General features: G+C 68.2%; 19 protein-coding genes. 7 read left to right on the top strand and 12 right to left on the bottom strand.

All coding sequences use genetic code 11. The features are described from left to right. Positions 1 to 94: 94 nt before the first annotated feature. Both H074_RS22180 and H074_RS22175 read right to left on the bottom strand, forming a co-directional pair. Positions 95 to 3313: a beta strand repeat-containing protein gene (locus H074_RS22180; RefSeq protein ID WP_007032302.1), complete on the bottom strand. Its 3219-nt coding sequence runs from the start codon at positions 3311 to 3313 to the stop codon at positions 95 to 97. A 195-nt stretch (positions 3314 to 3508) separates the two neighbouring features. Beyond that, a complete protein-coding gene (locus H074_RS22175; protein ID WP_007032301.1) occupies positions 3509 to 4537 on the bottom strand; it encodes a hypothetical protein in 1029 nt (342 codons plus the stop codon). A 278-nt stretch (positions 4538 to 4815) separates the two neighbouring features. On the opposite strand from H074_RS22175, the gene H074_RS22170 reads away from it, so the two are divergent. The 3 genes from H074_RS22170 to H074_RS22160 are packed head-to-tail and all read left to right on the top strand — an operon-like array spanning position 4816 to position 7831. Further along, a complete protein-coding gene (locus H074_RS22170) occupies positions 4816 to 6012 on the top strand; it encodes an AI-2E family transporter (RefSeq protein ID WP_007032300.1) in 1197 nt (398 codons plus the stop codon). Further along, a complete protein-coding gene (gene macS / locus H074_RS22165) occupies positions 6009 to 7175 on the top strand; it encodes a MacS family sensor histidine kinase (protein ID WP_007032299.1) in 1167 nt (388 codons plus the stop codon). The genes H074_RS22170 and macS overlap by 4 nt, the downstream gene beginning before the upstream one ends. Next, complete coding sequence (locus H074_RS22160; protein ID WP_007032298.1) at positions 7172 to 7831, top strand: response regulator; 660 nt, start codon at positions 7172 to 7174, stop codon at positions 7829 to 7831. The genes macS and H074_RS22160 overlap by 4 nt, the downstream gene beginning before the upstream one ends. Here the strand turns inward: H074_RS22160 and H074_RS22155 are convergent, their stop codons facing one another. Next, positions 7832 to 8815 (bottom strand): hypothetical protein, encoded by a 984-nt coding sequence (locus H074_RS22155; protein WP_007032297.1) that lies wholly within the window; start codon positions 8813 to 8815, stop codon positions 7832 to 7834. It abuts the gene before it with no gap. Positions 8816 to 8944: 129 nt separating this feature from the next. On the opposite strand from H074_RS22155, the gene H074_RS22150 reads away from it, so the two are divergent. After that, positions 8945 to 9607 (top strand): DUF1707 SHOCT-like domain-containing protein, encoded by a 663-nt coding sequence (locus H074_RS22150; RefSeq protein ID WP_007032296.1) that lies wholly within the window; start codon positions 8945 to 8947, stop codon positions 9605 to 9607. Here H074_RS22150 and H074_RS22145 read toward each other — a convergent pair. The 9 genes from H074_RS22145 to H074_RS22105 form a co-directional block, all read right to left on the bottom strand. Further along, complete coding sequence (locus H074_RS22145) at positions 9604 to 11022, bottom strand: MFS transporter (RefSeq protein WP_007032295.1); 1419 nt, start codon at positions 11020 to 11022, stop codon at positions 9604 to 9606. The genes H074_RS22150 and H074_RS22145 overlap by 4 nt on opposite strands. A gap of 270 nt (positions 11023 to 11292) precedes the next feature. After that, a complete protein-coding gene (ptsP, locus tag H074_RS22140) occupies positions 11293 to 12933 on the bottom strand; it encodes a phosphoenolpyruvate--protein phosphotransferase (protein ID WP_007032294.1) in 1641 nt (546 codons plus the stop codon). 68 nt (positions 12934 to 13001) lie between these two features. Next, a complete protein-coding gene (locus H074_RS22135) occupies positions 13002 to 13862 on the bottom strand; it encodes a ribokinase (RefSeq protein ID WP_039923198.1) in 861 nt (286 codons plus the stop codon). 320 nt (positions 13863 to 14182) lie between these two features. Continuing rightward, positions 14183 to 15241: a hypothetical protein gene (locus H074_RS22130; protein ID WP_235096847.1), complete on the bottom strand. Its 1059-nt coding sequence runs from the start codon at positions 15239 to 15241 to the stop codon at positions 14183 to 14185. 91 nt (positions 15242 to 15332) lie between these two features. Next, on the bottom strand, positions 15333 to 17702 hold the full coding sequence (locus tag H074_RS22125) for a hypothetical protein (RefSeq protein WP_152521471.1): 2370 nt from the start codon (positions 17700 to 17702) through the stop codon (positions 15333 to 15335). 73 nt (positions 17703 to 17775) lie between these two features. Then, on the bottom strand, positions 17776 to 19374 hold the full coding sequence (locus H074_RS22120; protein WP_007032290.1) for a DUF6346 domain-containing protein: 1599 nt from the start codon (positions 19372 to 19374) through the stop codon (positions 17776 to 17778). 36 nt (positions 19375 to 19410) lie between these two features. After that, entirely contained in the window at positions 19411 to 20361 is a 951-nt protein-coding gene (locus H074_RS22115) for a WXG100 family type VII secretion target (protein WP_152521470.1), read from the bottom strand. Between the two features lie 183 nt (positions 20362 to 20544). After that, a complete protein-coding gene (locus H074_RS22110; protein WP_007032288.1) occupies positions 20545 to 20853 on the bottom strand; it encodes a type VII secretion target in 309 nt (102 codons plus the stop codon). Positions 20854 to 20880: 27 nt separating this feature from the next. Further along, complete coding sequence (locus H074_RS22105) at positions 20881 to 21429, bottom strand: YbaB/EbfC family nucleoid-associated protein (RefSeq protein WP_007032287.1); 549 nt, start codon at positions 21427 to 21429, stop codon at positions 20881 to 20883. A gap of 234 nt (positions 21430 to 21663) precedes the next feature. Between H074_RS22105 and H074_RS22100 the strand changes: the two genes are divergently transcribed. From H074_RS22100 to H074_RS22090, 3 genes are all read left to right on the top strand, one after another. Further along, a complete protein-coding gene (locus tag H074_RS22100) occupies positions 21664 to 21993 on the top strand; it encodes a hypothetical protein (RefSeq protein ID WP_420805393.1) in 330 nt (109 codons plus the stop codon). A gap of 79 nt (positions 21994 to 22072) precedes the next feature. Further along, the gene (locus H074_RS22095) at positions 22073 to 23449 is read left to right on the top strand and encodes a hypothetical protein (RefSeq protein ID WP_007032285.1); all 1377 of its coding nucleotides are present in this window, start codon (positions 22073 to 22075) and stop codon (positions 23447 to 23449) included. Positions 23450 to 23451: 2 nt separating this feature from the next. Next, positions 23452 to 24207 (top strand): ESX secretion-associated protein EspG, encoded by a 756-nt coding sequence (locus H074_RS22090; protein WP_007032284.1) that lies wholly within the window; start codon positions 23452 to 23454, stop codon positions 24205 to 24207. The last annotated feature ends 5 nt before the right edge of the window (positions 24208 to 24212 follow it).

Here is a 24212-nt window from a genome sequence, read left to right as displayed (position 1 = left end):
CTTCAGCCGTCTGTGGACGGTGACACAAAGCGGGCCCGGGAGTGTCTCCCGGGCCCGCTTCGGTTCATTCAGTGGCGCTAGCCGACTGGCAGGTTCACATGGTGTGGAACTTCTTGCCGGTCAGGGTGCCGATGAAACGCTGGAACATGCTCAGCGGCGACGAGTCGACGTTCGCCAGAGCCGGGACCTGCGCGGTCGGCATCGCCGGGGTGCTGTTCACGACGGGCAGGGTGCCCGCGGTGGGCAGCTGCACCGGCAGTTCGCCCGCGGCCGGCAGGTTGCCGGCGGTGGGCAGGGTGCCCGCGGTCGGGAGCTGCACCGGCAGCTTGCCCGCGGTGGGCAGCCCGTTCAGCGCCGGGAGGGCCGGCAGCTGGGCGAGCTTGGGGGCGTCCGCACGAGCGGCGTCACCGGGCAGACCCGGGGTCTTCGGCAGGGCCGGGACACCGGGCAGGGCCGGGGTGCCGGGCAGCTCGGGCAGGTCCGACTTCGGCAGCTGCGTCGGGATGGCACCCAGCTGCTTCAGCGCGGTCAGGCCGGCCACCTGCACCGGCAGGGTGCCCACCTGGGGACCGTCGGCGCGGGCGCCGCCGATCGCCGGGGTGGTCGGCAGGGCGCCGGCACCGTTCAGCGACGGCACCGCGGGGGCACCGAACGGCAGCGCGGGCAGCGCGTCGATCGGCATCTCCGAACCGACCGAGTCGGTGAAGGCGCGGGTGTACTCCTCGTCGTTGATCTCGGTGGAGTCCGTCGAGTTCTCGTCCGCGATCGCCAGGATCGGGATCTCGAGCTCGTTCAGCGGGACCACGAAGACCAGCGGGTGGTGGAAGTTGAAGCCCGAGAGGGCCTCGCCGCTGCCGTCGGTGATGCTGTCGCCACCGGCCTGGCCGGTGATCATGCTGTCCGCGTTGGTCTCGGACACGCCGCCGGCGGCCGCGATCGCGTCGCCGAACACCTCGGGGTCGGCCGCGGCCGGGATGTCGAGGATGTTGCCCGAGAGCGATCCGTCGAGGCCCGAGGTCTCGACGTCCCCGCCCGAAGCGGCGTCGACGGTGTCGGAGCCTTCGGCGGTGGCGATGCCCGCGGCCGCGATCGCGTCGTGCGTGACCGGAACCGTCGGCAGCGCCTGCGCGCCGATGATGTTGCCCGCGACCGCGCCGTTGTCACCGGTGGTGGTGGCGTCGCCACCGGCCTCCGAAAGGACGTCGCTGACGCTGTTGCCCTTGGCGATGCCCGCACCGGCGATGCCGTGCCCGGTCACCGGGACCGCGCCGCCGATCGGCGTCTGGACGATGTTGCCCGCCAGCGCGCCTTCGTCACCGTTGGCGGTGGCGTCGCCGCCCGCGTTCGAGTCGGTGAGGTTCGTGCCCTCGCCCGAAGCGATCCCGCCGAGCACCGCGGCGAAGTTGTGCGCCTGGACCGGCAGGGAGACCGGGCCGTAGACCAGGTTGCCCGAGCCCGCGCCACCGTCACCGGTCGCGTGGACGTCGTGTCCGGCGTTGGACGTGGTGTCGCCGTCGGCGCCACCGTGGCCCTGGCCGATGAACGCGCCACCGATCCCGAACGCCTGCACCGGCAGCGAAACCGGCACGGTGCCCAGGTTGGAGCTGAGGAAGCCGTTGTCGTCGGCGGTGTTCCCGCCGCCGCCACCGGAGACGACCTTGGTCTCGTCGGCCGAGCCGGAGCCCTGGCCGATGAACGAGCCACCGACGCCGAAGACCTCGGCCGGAACCGCGGCCGGGACCTGGACGATGTTGCCCGAGCCCGAGGAGTCGTTGCCCGTGGTGCCGTCGTAGCCGCCGGCGGTCACGGTCTTGGTCTCGGTCGCCTCGGCGACGGCCTGGCCGATGTGCGAGCCACCGACGCCGTAGACCTCGGGGGCCAGCGCGGCCTGGGTGTTGACGACGTTGCCCGCGAGGGTGGAGTCGTCACCCGTGGTGTGGCTGCCGTTGCCGGCGTTCGCGTCGACGGTGTTCTCGCACGAGGTCGAGGACACGTTGCCGATGTAGGTGCCCGCGATGCAGGTCACCTCGACCGGGGCCGCCACGGCCGGGTCGACGATGTTGCCGCCGCCCGCGGAGCCTTCGCCCTCCGAGCTGACGAAGCCACCGGCGTCGACGACGCTGGACTGGCTGGTGCCGCCGTCCTTGCCGGTGTTGGCCAGGCCGACCCAGCTGGCGGCCACGCCGCCGACGTTCGCGACGTCCGCGGTCTGCGGCACGATCGCGTTACCCGCGACGGCCGAGTCCTCGCCGGAGGTCTGCACGTAGCTGGGGACGTTGCTCCAGCCGGGCGTGGTGTCGCCGGCCTGCGCGTCCGCCGAGGAGCTGCTGTTCGAGTTCGCGACGGAGCCGTGCACCGCGCCGGCGTTGTCGTTGAACTTCACCGGGAGGGCGATCGGCACCGCGCCGACGTTGCCGCCGAGGGCGGAGTCGTCACCGTCGGTCTCGACCCAGCCGCCGGAGGTGGCGTCGGTCTCGGCCTCGTAGCCGGAGCTGTTGGCGTTGCCGATGATCCAGGAGGCGGCGTTGCCGGTGACCTGGACCGGGGTGGCGAACTGGCCGGCCACCACGTTGCCGGACAGGGCGGAGCCCTCGCCGTCGGTGGTGATGTTGCCGGTCTCGGTGGTGCTCTGGCTGGCGGAACCGCCGACCACGCGGCCGGTGCCGCCGGCGAGCCCGCCGCCGTTGCCGGCGATCTGCACGGGCAGCGCCCAGTCGAGGGACACGACGTTCCCGGCGAGGCTGGAGTCCTCACCGGTGGTCTCGACGTCCTGGTTGTGCGACCAGGTCTGGTCGTGCGTTCCGCCCTCGACCTCGGCGTCGCCGATCACGCCGATGGCGTTGTCGACGATCTGGATCGGGACGACGACGTCACCGACGACCTTGTTGCCCTTGAGGATGTCGTCCGTGGTGGTGAACCCACCACCGGTCAGCCCACCGCTGACCTGACGGGCCGAGTCCTTGGCGGCCAGCGGCGCGGGGACGGCGCCCTTGCTGGAGAGCTGGGGGAGCCCTCCGCCGATTCCGTCGGTGCTGCCGCCGGGCGACGAAGCCGAGTCCAGCGCGTCCGAGACGGGCTTGGTGACGGCCTTGGTGCTGACCTCACCCTTGTAGCCGGGGAGGTCGGCCTGGCCGAGGGGCGTGCCAACGGCGTTGTTGTCGATCTCGATGGGAACGGTGACGTTCGCGTCGAGCGGGGAGGCCGGGGTGTCGGGGTTGACGTGTTCGTCAGCCGAGGCGATGCCGGTGCCCAGCATCAACAACCCACCCGTGACCAACGCGGTCTGGAGTCCGCGCTTTGCCCAGGATTGCATGGGGTTTTTCTCCTTCATTTCGGGTTCCCTTTCGGGTTCGAGGAGGTGCCGTTCGAAAGGCACCAGAGGGGGGGTGGAGCGATTGCGGGCGCAAAAAAGCGCACCGCCGTTTCGCGGGGGATATGGAGCGGACGCGAAGCCAAGCCCGGAATCGGGAGGCGTGAGGCGCGTCGGCTACCCCGCGGAGGGAGGTGTTCAGTCAGGAGTGACACCGGGCTGAGAGCCCGGGGTGAGCGGCATGTACCGCGTGCCTGCCAGCGCGTAGCCGGTCAGGGAACGCTCGACGGCGGAGACAACCCAGGCGGGGACGCCGTGGGTCAGGCCGTCGAGGTGACCACCGGGGGCGGAGCCGCCACCGGGGACAGTCGGGAAGGAAGGCGCGGAGGGAAGCGGCGCCGGGGTGATCGGACGCGGGAAGTCACCACGGTGACCGTCACGCGACGGGACGTCCTCGACCTGATCGAAGGCACCGTGCTGCTGCACGAAGGCCGGCATCGGGAGGACGGTCTCGGAGGAAGCGGGGAACTGGGTCGTCGCCAGCTGTGCGAAGTCGGTGACCTGCTCACCGGCGCCGATGGTGTCCAGCGGGGATTTCGGGTTGAGCGGGACGCCACTGACCGGGAGGTCGGGAACGAGGCCGCCGTGCCCGCGCGGGTCGAGGAGATCCCAGACCTTGCGGCCGAACTCCTGAGCCTCGGGCGATCCGGCGATGGTCTCGTCCAGAACCTGGCGGGTGTCCTCCGGCTCGCGCACGATGTGCTCGACGGTGCCGAGGGTCCGCTTGACCGGGGTGACCACCGAGCTGTCCGCGAAATCGGTGACCGCGTCGCTGACGCGGGCGGAGACCTCGTGCTCGTCGGCACGGACGCCGCCGCAGTGGTGCTTCGCGGGGGCGGACTCGTTCTCACCCGGCATCGACCACGTGGTGGCTTCCTGGTGGTCGTCGCCGCACATCGCGCCGGCGACGTCGCCGGCGAACTTCGAAGCGCCACGGGAAACGTCGGTCAGGCCCGCCGCGGTGGCGTCGGTGACCGGGGTGACGCTCGTCCCGGGAGTGGAGATCACCGGGGCGGACGGGACGACGTCGGCCGAGGCGGAGGCACCGGAGACGGCCCAAGCGGCGGCGGAACCGGCGATGGCGCCACCGAGAACGAACAGCGCACGCGAAGCGAGACGGCCGAAGCGCGCCGCGCCCCGCCTCTCGTTCTTCGCCGCGTTCGTCACTCGGTCTCCTGTGGTGTCGGTATGCCGTTCGTGGTTGCGGGACCGAGGTAAGCAAAGTGCGGAAGGCCTGCGCGAGTTTGAACCGCCTTGATGGCACGATCGAGTGAAGAACACACAGTGTAGCCCCGAATCACGATAAGTGATCAAGGCTGGCGGGGGCCGGTTACTCCAGGGTCCATCGGCAAGCGGTGTGTCAAGCGTCGCATCGGGCGAATTCGACCCGTGCGCGTTGCCCGGAATGGTCGGGAAACGTCGTCTCGGACCGATACGGTGAGCGCGTGAGCGAGCCCCAGCACCAACAGCCGGAATTCGACCCGGCGAACCCGTTCCTCTCCGAGGCAGGCGAAGACGTCACCAACCTGGTGCCCCGCGGCCTGCGGATCGGCGCGGCGTTGTCGTGGCGCTTCATCGTGGTGATCGCCGCGCTCTACGTCATCGTGTTCCTCATCGGCTACCTGTCGGTGGTCGTGATCCCGCTGTCGATCGCGCTGTTGCTCGCCGCGCTGCTCGCGCCGGCGGTCTCCAAGCTGACGGCGCTGAGATTCCCGCGCGGGCTCGCGGCGGGGATAGTGCTGATCGCCGGGCTCGCGGTACTCGGCGGGCTGCTGACGTTCGTCGTCGCGCAGTTCTCCTCCGGTCTGCCGGAACTGCAGAAACAGCTGACGGAGAGCCTCAACCAGATCAAGGTCTGGCTCATCGACGGGCCGCTGCACCTGCGCCAGGAGCAGATCCAGGAGTTCATCAACCAGGCGATCGGCTTCCTGCAGAACAACCAGGCGTCGATCACCACCACCGCGCTGACCACCGCGGGCACGGTCGGCGAGATCGTCACCGGCTTCATCCTGACGCTGTTCATCCTCATCTTCTTCCTCTCCGGCGGCGACCAGATCTGGTCGTTCCTCGTCCGCGGCGTTCCGGGGCGCGTGCGCAACCGGATCGACGTCGCCGGGCGGCGTGGCTTCGCGTCGCTGGTCAGCTACGTGCGCGCGACGGCGGCGGTGGCCGTGGTCGACGCGGTCGGCATCGGCATCGGGCTGGCGATCGTCGGCGTGCCGCTGGTGATCCCGCTGGCGACGCTGGTCTTCCTCGGCGCCTTCATCCCGATCATCGGCGCCGTGATCGCGGGCGCGGTCGCGGTGCTGATCGCGCTGGTGACGAAGGGCGTCGTCGGCGCGTTGGTCGTGCTGGCCATCGTCATCGGCGTCATGCAGCTGGAGAGCCACGTGCTGCAGCCGATCCTGCTCGGGCGCGCGGTGAAGCTGCACCCGCTCGCCGTGGTGCTCGCGATCACCGCCGGTCTCGTCGCCGCCGGGATCGCGGGCGCGCTGCTCTCGGTGCCGCTGCTCGCCGTGCTCAACGCGGGTATCCGGTCGCTGCTGCACGAACACGATCCGGATCCGGCCGAGATCGACGTCCTGCGGGATCAGGCGGCGCAGCCGAACGATCCCGGGGAAGAGTCCGAAGCCGAGTCATGACCGGCACCCCGCTCTGGCGCGCCGTTTCGGCGCTCGGCACGCGGGACCCGGCCACTCCGCTGTGGCGCGGGGTGATCGTGCTCCGGGTGACGACGCTGCTCTTCGCGCTCGGCTCGTTCATCGTCCATTACGACGGCTACGCGAACAAGTGGCTGGCGTGGACGTCGTTCGGCGCGATGACGACGTGGACGGTGCTCAGCAGCGTGTTCTACGCACGGCCGTCGAGCCGCTGGCCCTGGCTGGTCGGCGTCGATCTCGCGCTGACCGTCGTCCTCATGTTCACGTCCGCGTGGGTCCTGACCACCGCGCAGTTCGACGCCAACATCCCGCTCATCACGACGGTATGGGCGGCGGTCCCGCCCGCGGCCGCCGGGACCCGGTTCGGCGCGCTCGGCGGGGTGCTCGCCGGACTGGTGGTCTCGGTGGTCACCGGGCTGGTGCGCTGGCGGTTCGACGTCGACGTCGCGCGGGACGGCTTCCTGCTGACCGCGAGCGGGTTCGTGATCGGTCTCGCCGCGACCATGGCCCGCCGGTCGGCGGACGCGCTGACCAGGGCGTTGCGCATGGAGGCCGCGACGGCCGAACGGGAACGGCTCGCCCGCTCGATCCACGACAGCGTCCTCCAGGTGCTCGCGCGGGTGCGCAAACGCGGCGCCGAATTCGGCGGGGAGGCCGCCGAACTGGCGAAACTGGCCGGTGAGCAGGAGATCGCGCTGCGGGCGTTGGTCACCACCGAGCCGACGCATCCGAGCGAGAACGGGACCACCGACCTCCGTGCCGCGCTGCAGCTGCTCGCGACGCCGTCCGTGCAGGTCTCGACGCCCGCGGGCGAGGTCCAGTTGCCCGAGCACGTGACCTCGGAACTGGTGGCCGTGGCGCGCGAGGCGCTGTCGAACGTCGAGAAGCACGCGGGTGAGGACGCGCACGCCTGGGTGCTGCTGGAGGATCTCGGCACCGAGGTCGTGGTCAGTGTCCGCGACGACGGCCCGGGAATCGCGCCCGGTGTTTTGGAACGCGCGGCGGCCGAGGGACATCTAGGTATCGCGGAGTCCATCAAGGGGCGCGTGCGGGATCTGGGCGGAAGTGCCGCCCTGGACACCGCGCCCGGCCAGGGCACGGAATGGGAAGTCAAGGTTCCAGTGGCGGCGAGGGGAAAGCGATGACCGACGCGCCCGGTGTTTCGGTGATGGTGGTCGACGACCATCCGATGTGGCGGGACGGGGTCGCGCGCGACCTGGCCGAACACGGTTTCGACGTGCGGGCCACCGCGCCGGACGCGTCCGCCGCGGTGCGGATCGCGCGCACGGTCCGGCCGGACGTCGTCCTGATGGACCTCAACCTCGGCGAGACGTCGGGCGTCGACGCCACCCGGGAGATCACCGCCGAGCTGCCGTCGACGAAGGTGCTGGTGCTTTCCGCCAGCGGCGAGCACAGCGATGTCCTCGAAGCGGTCAAGGCCGGGGCGTCCGGATACCTGGTGAAATCGGCTTCGGCGAGCGAACTGGTGGACGCGGTGAAGCGGACCGCGGTGGGCGACCCGGTGTTCACCGCCGGACTCGCCGGGCTCGTCCTCGGCGAGTACCGCCGCATGGCCGACGCCCCGGACGACGGGCCCGCGCCGCCGCGGCTGACCGAACGCGAGACCGACGTCCTGCGCCTGGTCGCGAAGGGGATGACGGCGCGCCAGATCGCCGAGAAGCTCGTGCTCTCGCATCGGACGGTGGAGAACCACGTCCAGTCGACGCTGCGGAAACTGCAGCTGCACAACCGTGTCGAACTGGCCAGGTACGCCATCGAGCACGGGCTCGACGAGGAATAGTCAGCCCTGCGCGATCGTCACCACCGAGCGATTCCGCTCGGTGGGCAACGGGGTCTTGACGATCGTCCACTGTGGCCGGTCGAGCCGCCAGTTCGCGACGACGTCGGTGGCGATCACCAGACCGTCGTCCTCGGTCCATTCGACCGCGACCCGCTTGAGCTCGGTCGCGATCGGCATCGAGGGCGCGTGAGTCCAGGTCAGCGTGTCGAGGGCGAGCACCCAGACGTCGGCGGTCTGCGTACTGGTCCCTTGCCAGGCGGGGTCGCCGAACAAGACGGCCACCTTGTACCCGTCGCGGCTCGGCGTCACCGGGCCCGGCGAGCCGTTGGCCACCGGCCGCTTGACCGGCGTGCGCTGGTTGTTCCGCAGGTCGAGCACGGAGAACTCGGTCAGCTCGGCCAGCAGCATCCGGTCCTTGGTGATCGCGAGGACGCGAGGGAACTGGTGCACGGCGCGGCCGGTGGCGGGGTCGATCAGCACGTCCTCGGCGGTGGCCGTCCCGGTGTTCACCGTGATCAGCAGGCCTTGCGGCACCTCCTGGCGCACCGCCATCGTGCAGCTCGCCGGACGGCCGCGGCCACGTTCGGTTCCGAGCAGGGAGACGTACTGGAGACGGCAGAGGTCATTGCCGTCGTCGCGGATCAGCCAGACGCCACTCTCGTCGGCGGCCGGAGCGACGCTGCGGGCCTTGCCCAGTTTCCACGGCTGGTTCTTGGGGTCGCCGTAGACGAGCACCTCGGACGGCTCCAGGCAGGACGGCCCGCAGCGGGCGGCCGACAGCACGACCGGGAACTTGCCGACCCGGATGACGTCGTTGACCCGGTCACCGGCCGGAGCACCGGGAAGCGGGGTGGTGGCGCCGGTGGCGGGATCGAGCATCGACGGCGGCGAAGTCGCCATGACCAGGCGGAACCCGGCGTGGTCGACCGGGGTGCCGTCGAGGGTCGAGGGCGTCGGCGGCGGGACGTACGGCGTCTCCGGCACACCGCCGTACCCGGTGCATCCGGCCAGCAGGAGGACGGCCGCCAGCAGGGCGGCACAGGGGAGAAATGCGGGTCTGTTCAGGGTATTTCCCCGATCTCGCGCGTGAGAATCGGTTCTACCATTCCAGGCATGGGCGAGGAAGAGCAGCCGGCGACCGAAACCAAGCCGTTGACCGGACGGGACATCCGGGTCTCCGACGCGGAGCGCGAACACGTCGTCGAGGTCCTGCAGAAGGCGATCGGCCTCGGGATGCTGAACCTCGACGAGTTCACCGAACGGACCGACCGCGCGCTTGCCTCCAAGACCCGCGGTGAGCTGAACGCGGTGCTCACGGATCTGCCCGGCCTGGTGCATCCCGAAGCGGGAATGGTGCCGCGGCAGCAGCAGAACCCGTGGGCACCGCCGGGGCAGCACGCCTACGCGCGGCCGTCCGGGCAGGTCATGGAGCTCAACGGCAAGTACTCGGCGTTGCAGCGCAACGGGAACTGGCTGGTCCCCGAGTCGATGGTGATCCGGAACAAGTACGGCGCCACGAAACTGGACTTCTCCCAGGCCGAGATCCGGCATCCGGTGGTGCACATCGAACTGCAGGCCAAATGGGGGCCGGTGGAGATCACCATCCCCGAGAACGGGGCCGTCGACACCAACTCGATCACCGACATCAAGTTCGGCAACCTCGACGACCGGACCCGCTCGAACGGCCGCCCCGGCACACCCCGGTTCGTCATCACCGGGCGCGTGCACGGGGGGTCGCTGATCATCAAGTACCCGCGGCGGGGCTTTTTCGGTTAGGCGCCGACAGGCCGTACGTGGCGGAGGTGCCGGACCACGAAGTACGCGACGGCGGCCAGCACCAGCGCGGCCAGCCCGGACACCGCGTGCATCCCGCTGGCGAACGCGTCTTGCGCGGGGACCGCGTCGGCGAGCCGGGACCGGGTGACGGCGTTGCCCAGCGTCCCGACGGTCGCGATGCCCAGCGCGTAACCGAATTCGTTGCCGGTCTGCGAAAGCGAGGCCGCCGAACCGGCCTTCTCCGGCGGCACGGAGCCGACGACCAGATCCGTGCCCAGGGTGACCAGCGGGCCGCCGCACAGGCAGGTGATGGCGAAGGCGATCGACGGGATCACCGGACCGGCGCCCGCCTCGACCTGCGTCAGCAGCAGGAACCCGGCGATCGCGCCCGCCAGGCCGGTGGCTATCAAAGTCGCGGGGCGGACGCGGCGGGCGAGGATCGGCGCGGTCAGGAAACTGACGGTCGACGCGAGCATGCCCGGCAGCAGCGCCAGCGCGGCGCCGACCGGTGAAAGCTCCAGCACGATCTGGAAGAACTGCGCGACGAAGAGCATGGTCGTACCGCCCAGCATGGTGAACGCGCACATCCCGCCGATCGCCGTCGTGAACGCGCGGGCACGGAACAGCTTCAGGTCGATCAGCGGGTCCTGGAGGTTTCGCTGGCGCCGCACGAACACCACACCGAAGCCGAGACCGATCAGGAGCGAGGCCACCGGGACCACGTGCACACCCTCGCGGGCGAGTTCCTTGATGCCGTAGACCGCGGGCAGGATCGTGATCAGCGAGAGCGCGACACTCGCCAGGTCGAGGCGGCCGGCGTTCTCGTTGCGGTACTCGGGCAGGAGCCTCGGGCCGACGACGAGCAACAGGACCATCGCGGGGACGCCGAGCAGGAACACCGAGCCCCACCAGAAGTGCTCCAGCAGCACGCCGCCGACCATCGGTCCGACGATCGCGCCGACGGTGAAGCAGCCGGCCCAGATGCCGATCGCGAGCGAACGCTGACGGCTGTCGGGGAACAGGTTGCTGATCAGGGCGAGCGTCGACGGTGCCAGCGTCGCACCGGCGATCCCGAGGATCGCGCGGGCCATGATGAGCATCAGCGCACTGGTCGAGAACGCGGCCAGCACCGAGGCCAGTCCGAACGCCGTGGCGCCGATGAGCAGCAGTTTGCGGCGGCCGATGCGGTCGCCGAGGGTGCCCATGGTGACCATGAACCCGGCGATCATGAAGCCGTAGACGTCCATGATCCACAACTGCTGGGTGCTGTCGACGCCGAGGCTCTGACTGAGCTTCGGCAGCGCGAGGATCAGCACGAACACGTCGAGGGAGACCAGGAAGGTGGGGAGGGCCAGTACGGCCAGCCCGACCCATTCCCGGCGTCCCGCCCGCGTCGGGGTCACGGTGGTCGTCATGGTCCGGTCCTTTCGTCGCTTCGGTGTCTTCACCTAGGCGTCGAAGCGGTGGACCGGATTTCGACATGCCCTCCCCGGCTTTTTCCGACCGGGGGGGAGCAAGGGACCTTTGCTACCGCTTCGCGTCTCCCAAAGGGCGCCCCTCGCCCGACGGAGACTTCACGTCGCGCGCCCTCTTTCGGGCCGAAGGCCCACGAAAACACGATGAAGGGGCGCCCTTCGCACTCACGTGAGGTGTGTACGAAACGGCGCCCCTTCGGCGGGTTTTCGTCAGCGCGCGACAGGATTCACGGCCTGCCTCGCGGCCACCGGGTCCGACGTGGCCGATGCGGCCTCGGCCAGTGCCTCGCATTCGGCCAGCGTCGTGGCCGCCAGGCTCGCGCCGACCGCGCGCACGGCGGGCGCGTTCATCGAAAGGCTGGTCAGGCCGAGCCCGGCCAGTACCAGCGCGAGCCTCGGGTCGGCGGCGGCCTCACCGCAGACACCGGCGGGCTTGCCGGTGTCCTTCGCGGCCTGGCCGATGACCTTGAGCAGGCGCAGCAGCCCGGGCTGCCACGGGTCGTTGAGCTTGGCGACCGCGCCGAGCTGACGATCCGCGGCGAAGGTGTACTGCGCGAGGTCGTTGGTGCCGACGGAGACGAAGTCGACCGCGTCGAGGATCTCGCGGGCCATCAGCGCGGCGGCCGGGATTTCGATCATCACGCCCGCGCGGGCGATGCCGGCGGCGCGGGCGCGCTCGGCGAACCAAGCGGCCTCGGCGGCCGTGGCGACCATCGGTGCCATGACCGAAACCTCGGCGCCGGAGTCCTGCGCGGCACCCGCGATGGCCTCGAGCTGGCGGTCGAGGATCTCTGGGCGGTCGAAAGCGACGCGAAGGCCGCGTACGCCGAGCGCCGGGTTGGGCTCGACCTCGGGCTCCAGGAAGGCGAGGGGCTTGTCGGCGCCCGCGTCGAGAGTGCGGACGATGACCGGCTTGCCGCGGAACGGCGTGAGCACGGCGGTGTAGGCCTTGCGCTGTTCCTCGACGCTCGGCTCGGCGGACGCGTCGAGGTAGCAGAATTCGGTGCGGAAGAGGCCGACGCCTTCAGCGCCCGCCTCGGCGGCGGCCTGGGCGTCAGTGGCGGAGCCGACGTTGCCGAGCACCTTCACCCGGTGGCCGTCGGAGGTCGCGCCGGTGCCGTCCCACTCGATCGCGCCGGTCTTGGCGGCCGTGACGACCTCGGCGTTCGGGTCCGCGACCTCGACGACGCCGGTGTCACCGTCCACCGCAAGCGCTTGCGCGTCGAGCGCGAGGATCCCGCGGACGGCGACGACGGCGGGAATACCGAGCGCGCGGGCGAGGATCGCGGTGTGGCTGGTGGGGCCGCCCTCTTCGGTGACGAGGGCGAGCACCTTGTCCGGGTCGAGGCCCGCGGTGTCGGCGGGCGCGAGGTCGCGGGCGACGAGCACGCTCGGCGAATCCAGGTCGGGAACGCCCGGGGGTGCGATGCCGAGCAGTTCGGCGATGAGCCTGTCGCGCACGTCGAGGACGTCGCGGGCGCGCTCGGCCATGTAGCCGCCGGCGGCCGCGAGCGCGTCGGCGAACTTCCCCGCCGCCTGGTGCACCGCGCGCGGCGCGGGCAGGTTCTGGTCCTTGACCAGCTGCTCGGACGAGGAGACGAGCGCCGGGTCTGCCGCCATCGCCGCGGTGGTGATGAGAATCGTCGCGGCCTCACCGGTCGCCGTCTCGGCGAGCTTCTCGAGCCTGCCCGCCACGATCTGCGCGGCCGGGGCGATCCGGGCGGCCTCGGCGGCGGGGTCGGCCGGCTCGGGCGTGCTCGCGGGTTCGCCGAGCGGTTCTGCGACCCGGACGACAGGACCGCTCGCGCGGCCGGGACTGACGGCGACCCCGGACAGTGACTCAGACGACATGGTCTAGACCATATCTCATGGGCGGCGTGACCTGGCTCATAGGCAACAGCAGAACACAGAAGAAGGCATCATTCCAGTTCGGACGCCGTCGGATACGACGGCTGCGCACCCTGGCGGGTCACGGTGATCGCCGCCACCTTCACCGCCCTGCGCGCCGCGTCGGCCAGCTCGTCGCCCTTCGCGAGCGAAGTGGCGAGCGCACCAGCGAAAGCGTCACCAGCGCCCGTGGTGTCGACGGCTTCGACCTTCGGCGACGACACCTCCGTGACCCCGTCCGCGGTCACCACCGCCGCCCCCTTCGCGCCGAGCGTCACGACAGCGGCCTTCGGGCCGAGGTCGAGCAGCTTGGGGAAGTCCGCCTCGCCACCGAGCAGGAACGCCGCCTCGTGCTCGTTGACCAGCAGCACGTCGAGGCCCTGAAGCGTCTTCGCGGAAAGCTCGGCCGCCGGCGACAGGTTCAACAGCGTCGTCACACCGTTTTCGACGGCTTTCGCGACGGCGTGCTCGACCGTTCCGAGCGGGATCTCCAGCGACAGCACCACGATCTCGGCGCCGTCGAGATCGACGTCCTCGGGCCGCAGATCGGAATTGGCGCCGGGCGAAACGAGGATCGAGTTCTCGCCGTCGGGCGTGACCGTGATGTACGCGATCCCCGTCGGGCGCTCACTCGTGCGCAGCGAGTCCGTGTTCACCCCGGACTCGGCCAGCGACCGCTTGAGCAACTCGCCGTACGGGTCGCCACCGACCGCGCCGAGCAACGCGACGTCGGCCCCGAGCCTGGCCGCGGCGACCGCCGTATTGGCACCTTTGCCTCCCGGCGACAAGATCGTGTCGCCACCGAGTACGGTTTCGCCACCACCGGGTCGCCGGTCGACCGGGACCACGAGATCGGCATTGGCGGACCCGATGACCAGCACCTGAGAAGTCATGGAGGAAACCATGCCATGACCAGGAGTCGTCCGGTCATGTCCCTTCTCCAGGCGAAGATGTGAAGAACTTTGTAACTTTCTCGGCGCGTAGTGCGACAATCAGGCGAGCAGCGGAACGCCGTCACTCTTTCGGGGGATAATCTTCTCCCGGGCGTCACTTCGGCAATCACGCCCGCTCTTGAGATGCGTTGCCGCGTCCAAGCGGTGACGTTGCCCCGATCCCGGCTTCCGCCGGGAAGAGGGCATCGGGTCGCCGGCGTCGATCACGTAGCCCCCCGAGTGATCGGCGCCGGCGGCGCCCCGGCTTCGGCCTGCGTTGGTCAGCCCGGTGCCGCTGTCTCCCGGAACTCCACGCGTTCGGACTTCCGCATACTGCTCTCGAACTCGCGTCGCGCGTTCACGCTGAACGGCCGCCCCAACCGATACCAACCACCGGCGAGACCACCGGACTCGGCGTCGTACGGGTCGCTTTTGGTCAATTCGGCCAATTTCGGATGGCGGATCGCGAACATGTCCGAACTCGGCAGGAAGTCCAAGTAGGTGGAGCCGTCGTCGACTCCCCACCGCACGGCGTCGATCTCGTGCCACCACACTCCGACGAAGGTGCCGTAAGTCCGGAAGTAGAAGCCTCGCGGCCCGACCTCGAGCACGACTTTTCGCTTCTTCTCGTGCGTCGCCCCTTCCAACCCTTCGACCACCATCGTCACCGCGAAGAGCGCAAAGAGCACCACAAGCGCGCAGACTCGCACCGAGGTGCCTTCAGTAGCGGCAGCGACCACCAAGGCCGTGACCTCGATCATCAGGGACGCGAACCGGAAGACCCACAGCTTGCGCTTGTCCCAGCCGTTGACATGGATCTTCACCACGCCGTCCACGACGTCGAGATCTTCCTCGCGAGCCGTCTCCACCACCGGTTCGTCGGGCACGGTCCGCACGGCGCTGTTGTCGTCCTCGATCGCGACATCGGCATGCCTCACGAGAAAGGGCAACAGCCGCTCCACCTCACGAGGTCTGAGGTCGATATCCGCCACCTGGAGGTCACCATCGGGTTCACGGGCAAAGCCCGCGGCCAGTGCGTCGAAACCCGATCCCGGGCGGATGACCAGCTTGAACTCATCAGATCCGGAACGGTGCGGGGAGTACTCGCGGAACTCAAGGCTCAAGATGACTTTGGCGATGTCTTCCCATTGAGCGCTCCAGGCCACCACGCCGCCCTCGATACGCCTGATTCCGGCTTGATCGAAGATCAGTTCGTCGGCGGGAGGAGGAGTCCGGTAGTTACGGAACTCGATGGTTCCGCAGTAGATGAACACGGCGCAGAGCACCCCGGCGACGATGCGTACCGCCAACTGGTAGTCGCTGACCACGGCGATCGCCATGACCACGGTCAAGGCGCCGAACAGGATGACCAGCACCAGGTGACCGAAGACCCCTGGCGTCCTTGAGATCACCAAACTCTTGTCGGCCACCTCATGGTTCCTGTCGCGTCGACGAAGGTCCTGAACGTTCTTCACCAAGGTAACGCGGGTCACCGATCCCCGGTGAGTCAAAGGCGACTTCCGTGTTTCTCTTGAGGACCGGCCAGATCTCCTTGACGTCCTCCGACGTCAGTTCGGTCTCCGCGATCAGGATGTCGCCGTTGTCCTCACGCTTCAGTCCCAGCGGTCGCGCCAAGCGCTCACGCGGGTAGTACGCGTCGACGCGTTTCGATGGGCTGAGAACCACATGGAACACCCCGGTGCCGACGGTCCGGCGCAACGTGACCTTCTCGATGTCGCTCCAGCGCACAGACCAGCTCCACGTACGGGACGTCAAGGTCGTCACAGTGATCCACCGCGGCCTGAGAACTACTTCCCTGACGACCTGGCTCTGATCGCGTCGCAGCGAAACGATCGCCACCCAGAACATCAACACACCCAGCAAGGCGGCGACGACACGCACTGCCACTCCGGTGTCCGAGATGACCCCGAATCCGAGAACCACCGTTGCGGCAAGAGCGATGAAGCCGGCGCGTCGCTGTTTGTCGGAGTCGACGACCTTCGAGATCGACAGGCCATCTTGTGGCGCCGGGTGCGACGATGTTCCGTCCTTCCATCGCAAGATGGCGCGTTGGAAGACACCGAATCCGCCCCGTTCGGTCCTTCGAGCGGTCCAGCGCACCAAACCGGGCCGCCGAGAATCGACCAAGGCCGCGAATCGCTCTGCCTCGGAGGCCGTCATGGTCGGCGTCAGTCGATGACCGAACCTCGATCGCTTCCGGAACATTTCATGCAGGAGGACCGCTGCCTCCGCCTCCGCCAAAGCGACATGGACAGAGAAGCACCTACCGGCAATATGTTCGTCGAGGATCACTTCGTTGACTTCATCCCATGACAGGACAAGGTTTTCATCACCTTCGGCCGGTTGCTCCAACCCTTCGTCCGTCACGGACACACGGAGCGACTTCGCGGTCTCGCGATGGCGAAACGCGATGGAACCGAGGAAGAACAGCCCGATCGCGAAGACCGCCGCCCCGAAGAGCATCGAGGAGCCATCGTCGATTTCGGCCTGATCAGCGACAACGAACAGGCCGCCACCGAAGGTGATCAAGCCAATGCCGTTGAGCCCGGACACCAGGACCCTGGTGACGAACTTGGTGTTGTCGGGAACCCCGAACCCGGCCACATCCGCTGGGAGGGGCCAAAGCCCGCGGATCTCGCGCCGCCGGAAGACGAACCGGTTCGTGACCGCCCGCAGGCCGGTCACGACTCCCGCCAAGATCCCGGCCAAAGCCACCGCGATACCGGCGACGACCAGGAACAGCATGCCGCCGACCAGCGCATCGGCGTGCAGGATCACCGTCAACAAGGTCGAGATGAGAACCGCGGATACCGACCACGCGCCGATACCTTTGGCGACCGCCACGAATTGGGACTCCCGGGCGACGACAGCCGTCGCCTGCTGCGGAGCGGCCACCAGGTCGTCCGAGCGATCGGGCTCACCCCAGCGCACGACGCCGTCACCGCCGTCGTGCTCCTCGAGCCCGAATCCGCCACGCCGAACTCTCTGATCCCGCCACTCGACCGAACCGGGCCGGAATCGTTCGATGGCCGCTTCGGCACGTTCGGCTTCAGCGGGATCCATCGCGGTGGTCATCAGGAATCCGTGCTCGGACTCATTGGCGAACAACGGCAACAGTTGGTGCCGTCCTCGCTCGTCCGAGATCGCGATGTGAACGTCCACCCGGCGACCACCCCGGTGGCGATCGAAGACGAAACCGTCGATGCTCGACCATGCGACGGTTTTCTGCCCTTCTCCGACAGGCTGGCTCATGCCGACGGGCGTGAAGGTGATTTCTATCGGCCAGGTGCGGCCGCTGTCACGCGCCCGGCCGATCGCCATCGGGATCAGCGGATAGACCGCCAGCCCGGCGACGAGGAACGTGCCTGCCGACAACACGGTGAAGCCGCCTCCATCGAGCATCGCCAACCCCGCGGCACCTCCGGCCAGCAGCAAGCCGAGTCCGATCAGGAAAAGCTCCACAGCAACGATGTTCGCCGCAGTATGGCTGCCTTCGTCGGTCTCGGGAATATCGAATGTGATCGCAGCCTTCTCGGCGACGGTCTTATCAGGTTTGATCACACCGAAGGTGAGAGCCTGGACGACGCTCACGAACCCGATCTTCGTGACAACGAGCAACGCGATGATGAACGTTACGAACAGCACCACCCTGACGAAACCGTCGACCTGCGTGTAGCCTGGATCTTCCGGATCTCGTTGGATCTGGACCAGGGTGTCGGCACCGACCAGTACGACAGCCAGCGCGAACCAGCCGATCAGACCCCTCATCGCCGTTTTCAACGCACTCCTCGCTGGCCGGGATGAGCACGGCGAGCGATGCGGACAACCCCTTGGCGAACGAACTCAAACCGCCTCACGAACGGTTTCCCGGCGACGGGGTCGTAACCGGTCGCGGCTGGACAAGATCGACGAGACGCTTGGCAGCGGCTGCGCCCACTCGCTCGGCGAGCACGTACTCGTCGCCCTCGCTCGGCATGACATGCAGGCTGTAGTACCACCGGCCGTTACCTCCTGGAGCCGGCTTCACCACGATGTCGTCGATGTCCGCGTAGAGGACAGTCACCTCGCGACGATCTCTTTCCGACCACTTCAGGGAGTCTGTCCGAAGCACGAAAGTCCCGCGGTCACCTCGGTACAGGGAAGCGGCGAGATAGACGAGCACGACGCCGGTGATGACGAATAGATCCATCGCCACCCTGCCGGACGCGGCGACCGCCATCGACCAGATCAACAGAGCCATCCCCAGCAGCATCACCATCCTCCGGAAGAGAGATGGACGGCTAGCCGAGATCCGCCGCTCCGACGAAACGCCCGATGAAGCGTTCTTGAGCCTGACGACTGTGCTCTTGGTCGGCCTTACCAAGCCGAGCCCGCCACGCCTCATCTCTCTCGTGGGCCAGCGCGTCAAACCCGGCTTGAAGTTCTCGACCACTGCTGACAGACGCTCGGCTTCTTGAAGCCGTAGAAAAGGTGTGAGGAGATATCCGTGATCGGAAGGAGTGCAGAAGGCTGCCGCCAGGTCTTCATCCTTCTTTTCACCCACGATCGTGAGATGGACCTCGACCAGGTCGCCCGGCCGTTCCACGAAGACGAAGCGGTCGATCCTCGACCAGTGGATTCGTCGTGGCGAACCATCGCGTGCGGTCTGTACGAACCCTCTCGAGGTCAACTGCGCGGGAACCAGCGACGCTCCCGACGTGACCCGAAGCCTGCGCCGTGCCGAGGGAATCACCGCGAGCAAGCCGACACCTGGTAGCAGGAAAGGAAGCGCGACCAGGTAGGTCGCCATATCGTCGGGCCTCAGCCGCACGGTCGCCACGATCATGGTGCCCGCCACCACCAGAAACCCGATCCCTGTCGCGGCGAAGAAGATGAACGCCGCGACGGACCCCGTCCGATCTCCTCCATCGGGTACCGGCAGTTTCAGATCGACCGGCAGGTCCAGTGATTCCGGTTCGGCCGGCGCTCGTGTCGTTCCGGTATCGCGCCGCAGGGTCGGCACCAGCCACCTCAGGACGGCCTCAGGGCCGACGGCGTATCCGATGAACCCCAGGCCCCCAACGGCGACCAGACCGATCACCGCGAGGAATTCGTAGGGATGCGGAACATTCCGCTGCCAGTCTTTGGCGGCGTAGTCAACGAACACCTGCTGTCCGAGGTCGGACGGTGTCAGCTCGTCGGGGCCGAACTCGACCTCGACCGGCGCTCGATCCGGACCTGTCCGCACCTCGGCGACACACTTCCAGTAATAGCCCGCCCCCCGAGCCGAAAGCGGGCCGAACTCGGCACACTCGCTGACGGTCGCGGTGCCGTCAGCCCCCTTGAGGTCTGAGCCGGAAACAGTGACCGGAACACCGGCGATCCGGAGAAAGGTGAGCACACCGATGACGAACAACGCCAGCAGCGTCCACGCCGCGACACAGGTGACAACGGGTTTCACGACGGATTTCATGACTTCCTCCGGACGACCGAGCTCCGAAATCGAGTGCTAGATCGATCCCGATATCCGTTGTCCGCCTGGTTGATCGAAAACCGGCTGTACCGTCGACTCGGCAGGCCGAGCACCGACAACGCCGTCCTTCTTGTCGTCGTCTCCTGAAACCAGTTTGTCGCCCAGTTCACCGGCTTTCTTACCGGCCTCCTTCATCGCCTCCTTGGCGATGGCTCCGGGGACCTTGTTGATCTCTTCCTTCACCGCGTCGCCGACGTCCTTGGCGATGTCCTTCGCGCCGACCTTGCCGTACGCGGCGAGATTGGCGATGTCGTCGCCCAAAGTCTTGGCGAGCCCTGAAACGTCATTCCCGAAGTTCTTGGCGACGTCCTTGACGTTCACCCCCTGGAGAAGCCTCTTCGCCTCTCCGAACATCGCACCGAGCTTCTTGATGAGCCCTGATGCGTTTCCGAAGGCCTTGGTCAATTGCTTGACCTTGTCCATGATCTTGGTCGCCCACCTGATCGCCATGGGAACGCCCTCGGCGGCCAGACCGGCCGGCATCGCGGGCCCCGGGTAGCGGCAAACGATCCAGATGAGCTTCCAGACGCATTCGGAGATCAGATCGCGAACCACGCTGCGGACCACGGCGAGAATCGACTTGCACATCGCGATCATGACCGAGATGCCCTGGGCCCCGGTGGCGACCGATTCGTAGAGGTCCGCTCGATCGTTCGCGAACGCCCGGTAGGCGTCGGCGGCGGTGCCGGTCCAGGTGGCCGAATCCCTGGCGACGTCCTGTCGCAGTTCATCAGCGACTTTCGACAGCTCGTCGCCGATGTTCCCCCAGGTACCGCCTAGATTCTCCAGCGCGACCTGGTCGCCTGTCAGCCAGTCCAGTGGCTCTCGCAGAAAACTGACATGCTCGATCACCCACCCGATACCCGCTTTGGCCAGGGCACCGAGCGGGTCGGACATATCGGAGGCGAAGGAGATGCCACCGATCACCAGATTGGCCAGTCCCTCACCCCAGTCCCCGGAAGAGAACTTGAGCAGGGCGTCACCGAAGTCTTGCACCAAGCCGGCGCCCTCGAGCGGGCTTTCCTTCGCCGCGCCGTCCGTGGCGACCAGTCGATTCGGTGCCTTTGGGGCGGGGTTCGTGGCAACAGGGTTCTCAGTCATTGGGCGGCCCTATACCTTGAAAAGTTTCTTGTACTCGTCCTCGGTGATTTCCTTCCGCTGCTGCCACACCCTGACCCGATCGGCGTGGTCATCAGCGCTCGTCGCGGCCGTTCTGACGGCGTCCTCCGCGACGGATTGCGCCATCGAGAACGAGATGGCGAGCGACATACCGATGATTCCGAACGCCTCGGGGTGCATCGTCTGCTCGGCGGCGTCCAAGGCCGTGTTGATCCGCCCCGTGAGCGCATCGAGTTTCCCTCGATGCGTCTCGAGCGCGGACGGATCAACGTCGAATCCTGGTCCAGTCGAACCGGTCATCGTGCTTTCCCTCCCTCAAGAAACCGCTCAGCGCAGGAAGTCGCCGCCGGTGAAGTAGTCGTCCTCGTGGTCCGTCTGCTGCCTGCGCGCGGCACGCGGTGGCGCGGGTGGGGCCGGAGGAGCGGGCGGCTTCGGAGCGGGAGGAGGCGGAGGTGCGTCGAGTTCGTCTTCGGCGACGAAGCGGTCGTCCTCGTCCGCCTCCTGGTGGCCGCCCTCGACGTAGCCCGTCGGTTCGGGTTCCGGGTACTCGTTGTGCAGCTGGTTGACCAGCTCGTTCATCGTCTCGGTGCCCGCGATGGACGGGACGCCGATCTGCATCGCGCCCGCGAGTTTGCTCTGAGCGCTCTGGACGACGCGGAGGATTTCCTGCGCGAGCGCGGGGTTGTCCCGCACGGACGGGCCGATCTCCAGGCCGACGAGGTTTCCCGCGTGGTTGACCTTGACCGAGATCTGGCCGTCCTTGCTGCGTTCGGACACCGAGACGCTTTCGATCTCGGTGCGCATCTGATTCGCCTTCCGCTGGGCGTCGGCCAATTTGGCCTCGAAATCAGCGAAGAGCTGCTCAGGGTTCGACACGCGAACCTCCCCTGTTCACGTCGTAGCCGTTCGGCGACCGAGTGTGGCATACCCGTCTGACGTCGGGGAACGTTTCGCGCGCATCCACACCCTGGTCGTGTGGATCACCACAGCGACCTCCGGTTTTCCTTACCCGGGGTCGGCGGCTTCCCCGGTGTTCATGCTGGTCAGAAGCCCATAGCGTGCCGAAGCATGACGATTGCGGACTGGAAACGCGCGATCTACGCGCTTCTCGTGCTTCCGGGTTACCTCGGTGGCGCGAAGGTCCAGCGCCGGCTCACGCGGCGCTGGCTCGGGCGGGAGAGCGGGGCACGACCGCGGTTCGTGGCGGCGTTCGGGCCGAGCGCGGTCGCGTTCCTGCTCTCGTTGCTGCTCTTCTATCTCGTCGGGCGCATCGCGACCTACGGGCTCTTCTGGACCGGGAGCGACCCCGAGGGCACGTGGGGCGGACCGACGCTGGCGGGCGCGTGGATCGTGCACTTCTTCATCGCGGCCGGGATGGCCATTCCGATCTTCTTGGCGCTCCGGCCACTCACCAGGCTCCAGGCCCGCCTTCTGGGTTGAATCCCTCTACCTGGTGTGATCGGCGCGGTATTGTGCGTGAGCGCAAGACGATCACCCGATTGAGCCGGGGAGGGCTTCGATGGGTTTGTTCGGGGACGTGTGGGAGGCGGCCACAGGCCTGCTCGGCAAGACCGGTGCCGGGGCGGCGGCTGGTTTCGTCGTGGGCGGACCGGTCGGCGCGATCGTCGGCGGCATCGTCGCCTCGAACGCGAGTGACGGCTCGGGCGCGGTCAATCAGGGCGGAATGACACCCAGGCAACTACTCGAAGCCGTCCTGAACGGCCCCGGAACCAGCTCGTTGGAAGAAGCGCGCAGAGCGGGCGGCGATCAAGCGCGGAACCAGACCCAGCTGCATGACGGGACCCGCGACGTGATGACGGCGTTGGAGTCCGCCTGGACCGGTGGCGCGGCGGACGCCGCGCGGGCGAAGCTTCAGCCGCTCGCCGACTCCTCCACGTCGGCGTCGTCGAGCCTGGAGCGCAATTCGGGGTTGACGCAAACGCAGCTGGATCAGTTCGTGTCGCTGAAGAACTCGCTGGACCGCGAAGTCGCCGCCGACCCACCGACCACGGGTACCTACGACGACGTGACTCCGTGGGACACCGACACCGAAGACAAGGTCAACCAGTACAACCAGAAGGCGCAAGCGAACCTCGACCGCTACAACGCCTACAACGACCAGTCGACCTCGAACACCGCAGGCCGGACCATCGACTACGGCCAGCTCGGTGCGTTCGACGGCGGGGATTTCAAGGTCGACGACAGCGGCCCCGGCCCCGGCCCCGGCCCCGGCGACGGCGGCAAGGTGCGGGGATTCGACGGGCGTTCGGATCCCGCCGACAGCGGGTACCGGCCGCCCCCGGGCGTGGTGCAGCCGCCGCCACAGTCCGGGCCTCCACCCGTCCATGAAATCGCGGGCCCACGGCCGTATGAGCCCCCGCCCGCTCGGCATTCCGATCCGGGTTTTCGCCCCGGTCAGTACGACGACGGCACGCGGGCGGCGGGCTATACGCCTCCGCAGCCTTCGTCTTATCCGGGTTACCAGCCGCCGTCCTTCGGACCCGGCACCGGCGGTGGCACCAACTTCGGCCCTGGTGGTGGCGGAGGAGGTGGATTCGGACCGGGATTCGGTCCCGGCGGCGGCGGTTTCGGACCCGGCTCGGGTTCGCCCGGTGGTCCGGGGAGCGGCGCCACGCCCGGTGCCGGTCGCGGTAGCGGGGCGATCGCTCCCGGCCCACCCGGCCAGACGGCCCGACCCGGGATGCCCGGTGGTCCCGCAGGCGGAACGGGCAGGCCCGGCGCACCGGGGATGGGTCCGATGGGCGCCGGCGCGGGCAAGGGTAAGGGCGGCGAGGACGAGGAGCACAAACGCGCCTCCTACCTGCAGGAGGCGGACCCCGAGAGCGTCTTCGGCGGCACTGAGACAAAGCCGGTCCCGCCGGTGATCGGGCTCTGACCGTGTTCGAAGCACCCCTGTACCTGCCGAAGACCGTCCTGCTCACCGCATGGGAATGGGAGCGCCACGGCACTCCGCCCGCGGTGCTCGGTCCGGACCACCTGTGGCTCGCCGAGGACACCAAGAAGAAGCTCGACGACGCTGTGCTCGACACCCTCACCGAGCTGAAGCTCGCCACCGGGGGCACCCTGACCAGGGAGTTCCGTGACCTCCTCCGCGTGCTGGCCACCGGCCCGCTCCGGTTCACCGCCTGGCTCGGCGACATCGAATCGAACGAGACCGGGAACATCCTCGTGTCGGCGTCCGGCCCCGACGCGGTCCGGGTGATCCGCCAGGACGAAAAGGTCCGCATCGACGTCATCGATCCCGGCTACGGCGCGGAATCGGTGGTCGACATGTTGCCCCCGGTCGAACCGGCCCGGATCGACCCGGTCAAGATCCCGAAATCCCGCCTCTCGGGCCAGCCGGTCTACGAGGATTCGTACGACCTCGAAGACCCGACCGACGAGCCCGATTACGACCCCTTGCCCTCGGCGCGGGAGCTGATGGCGGCGAGACGAACCGGCGTGCACCAGCTCTACGCGGTCAACGACGGCACCCGGAGCACTCCGCTGACCGTGGTCGACACCGCTCATGCCGGACGCGTCCTCACCTACGTGCTGCCGGGTGAGGACGGCGAACTGCTGGTCAGCTTCGAACCGGGGAGCCGGGACGTCCTGGTCGACGTTCTCTATGCGACCCTGCATGAACTGAGATAAGGGGA

Origin of the sequence: Amycolatopsis decaplanina DSM 44594, assembly GCF_000342005.1 — a bacterium.
Classification (GTDB): domain Bacteria; phylum Actinomycetota; class Actinomycetes; order Mycobacteriales; family Pseudonocardiaceae; genus Amycolatopsis; species Amycolatopsis decaplanina.
This window is presented reverse-complemented; position numbering and strand designations above follow the sequence as displayed.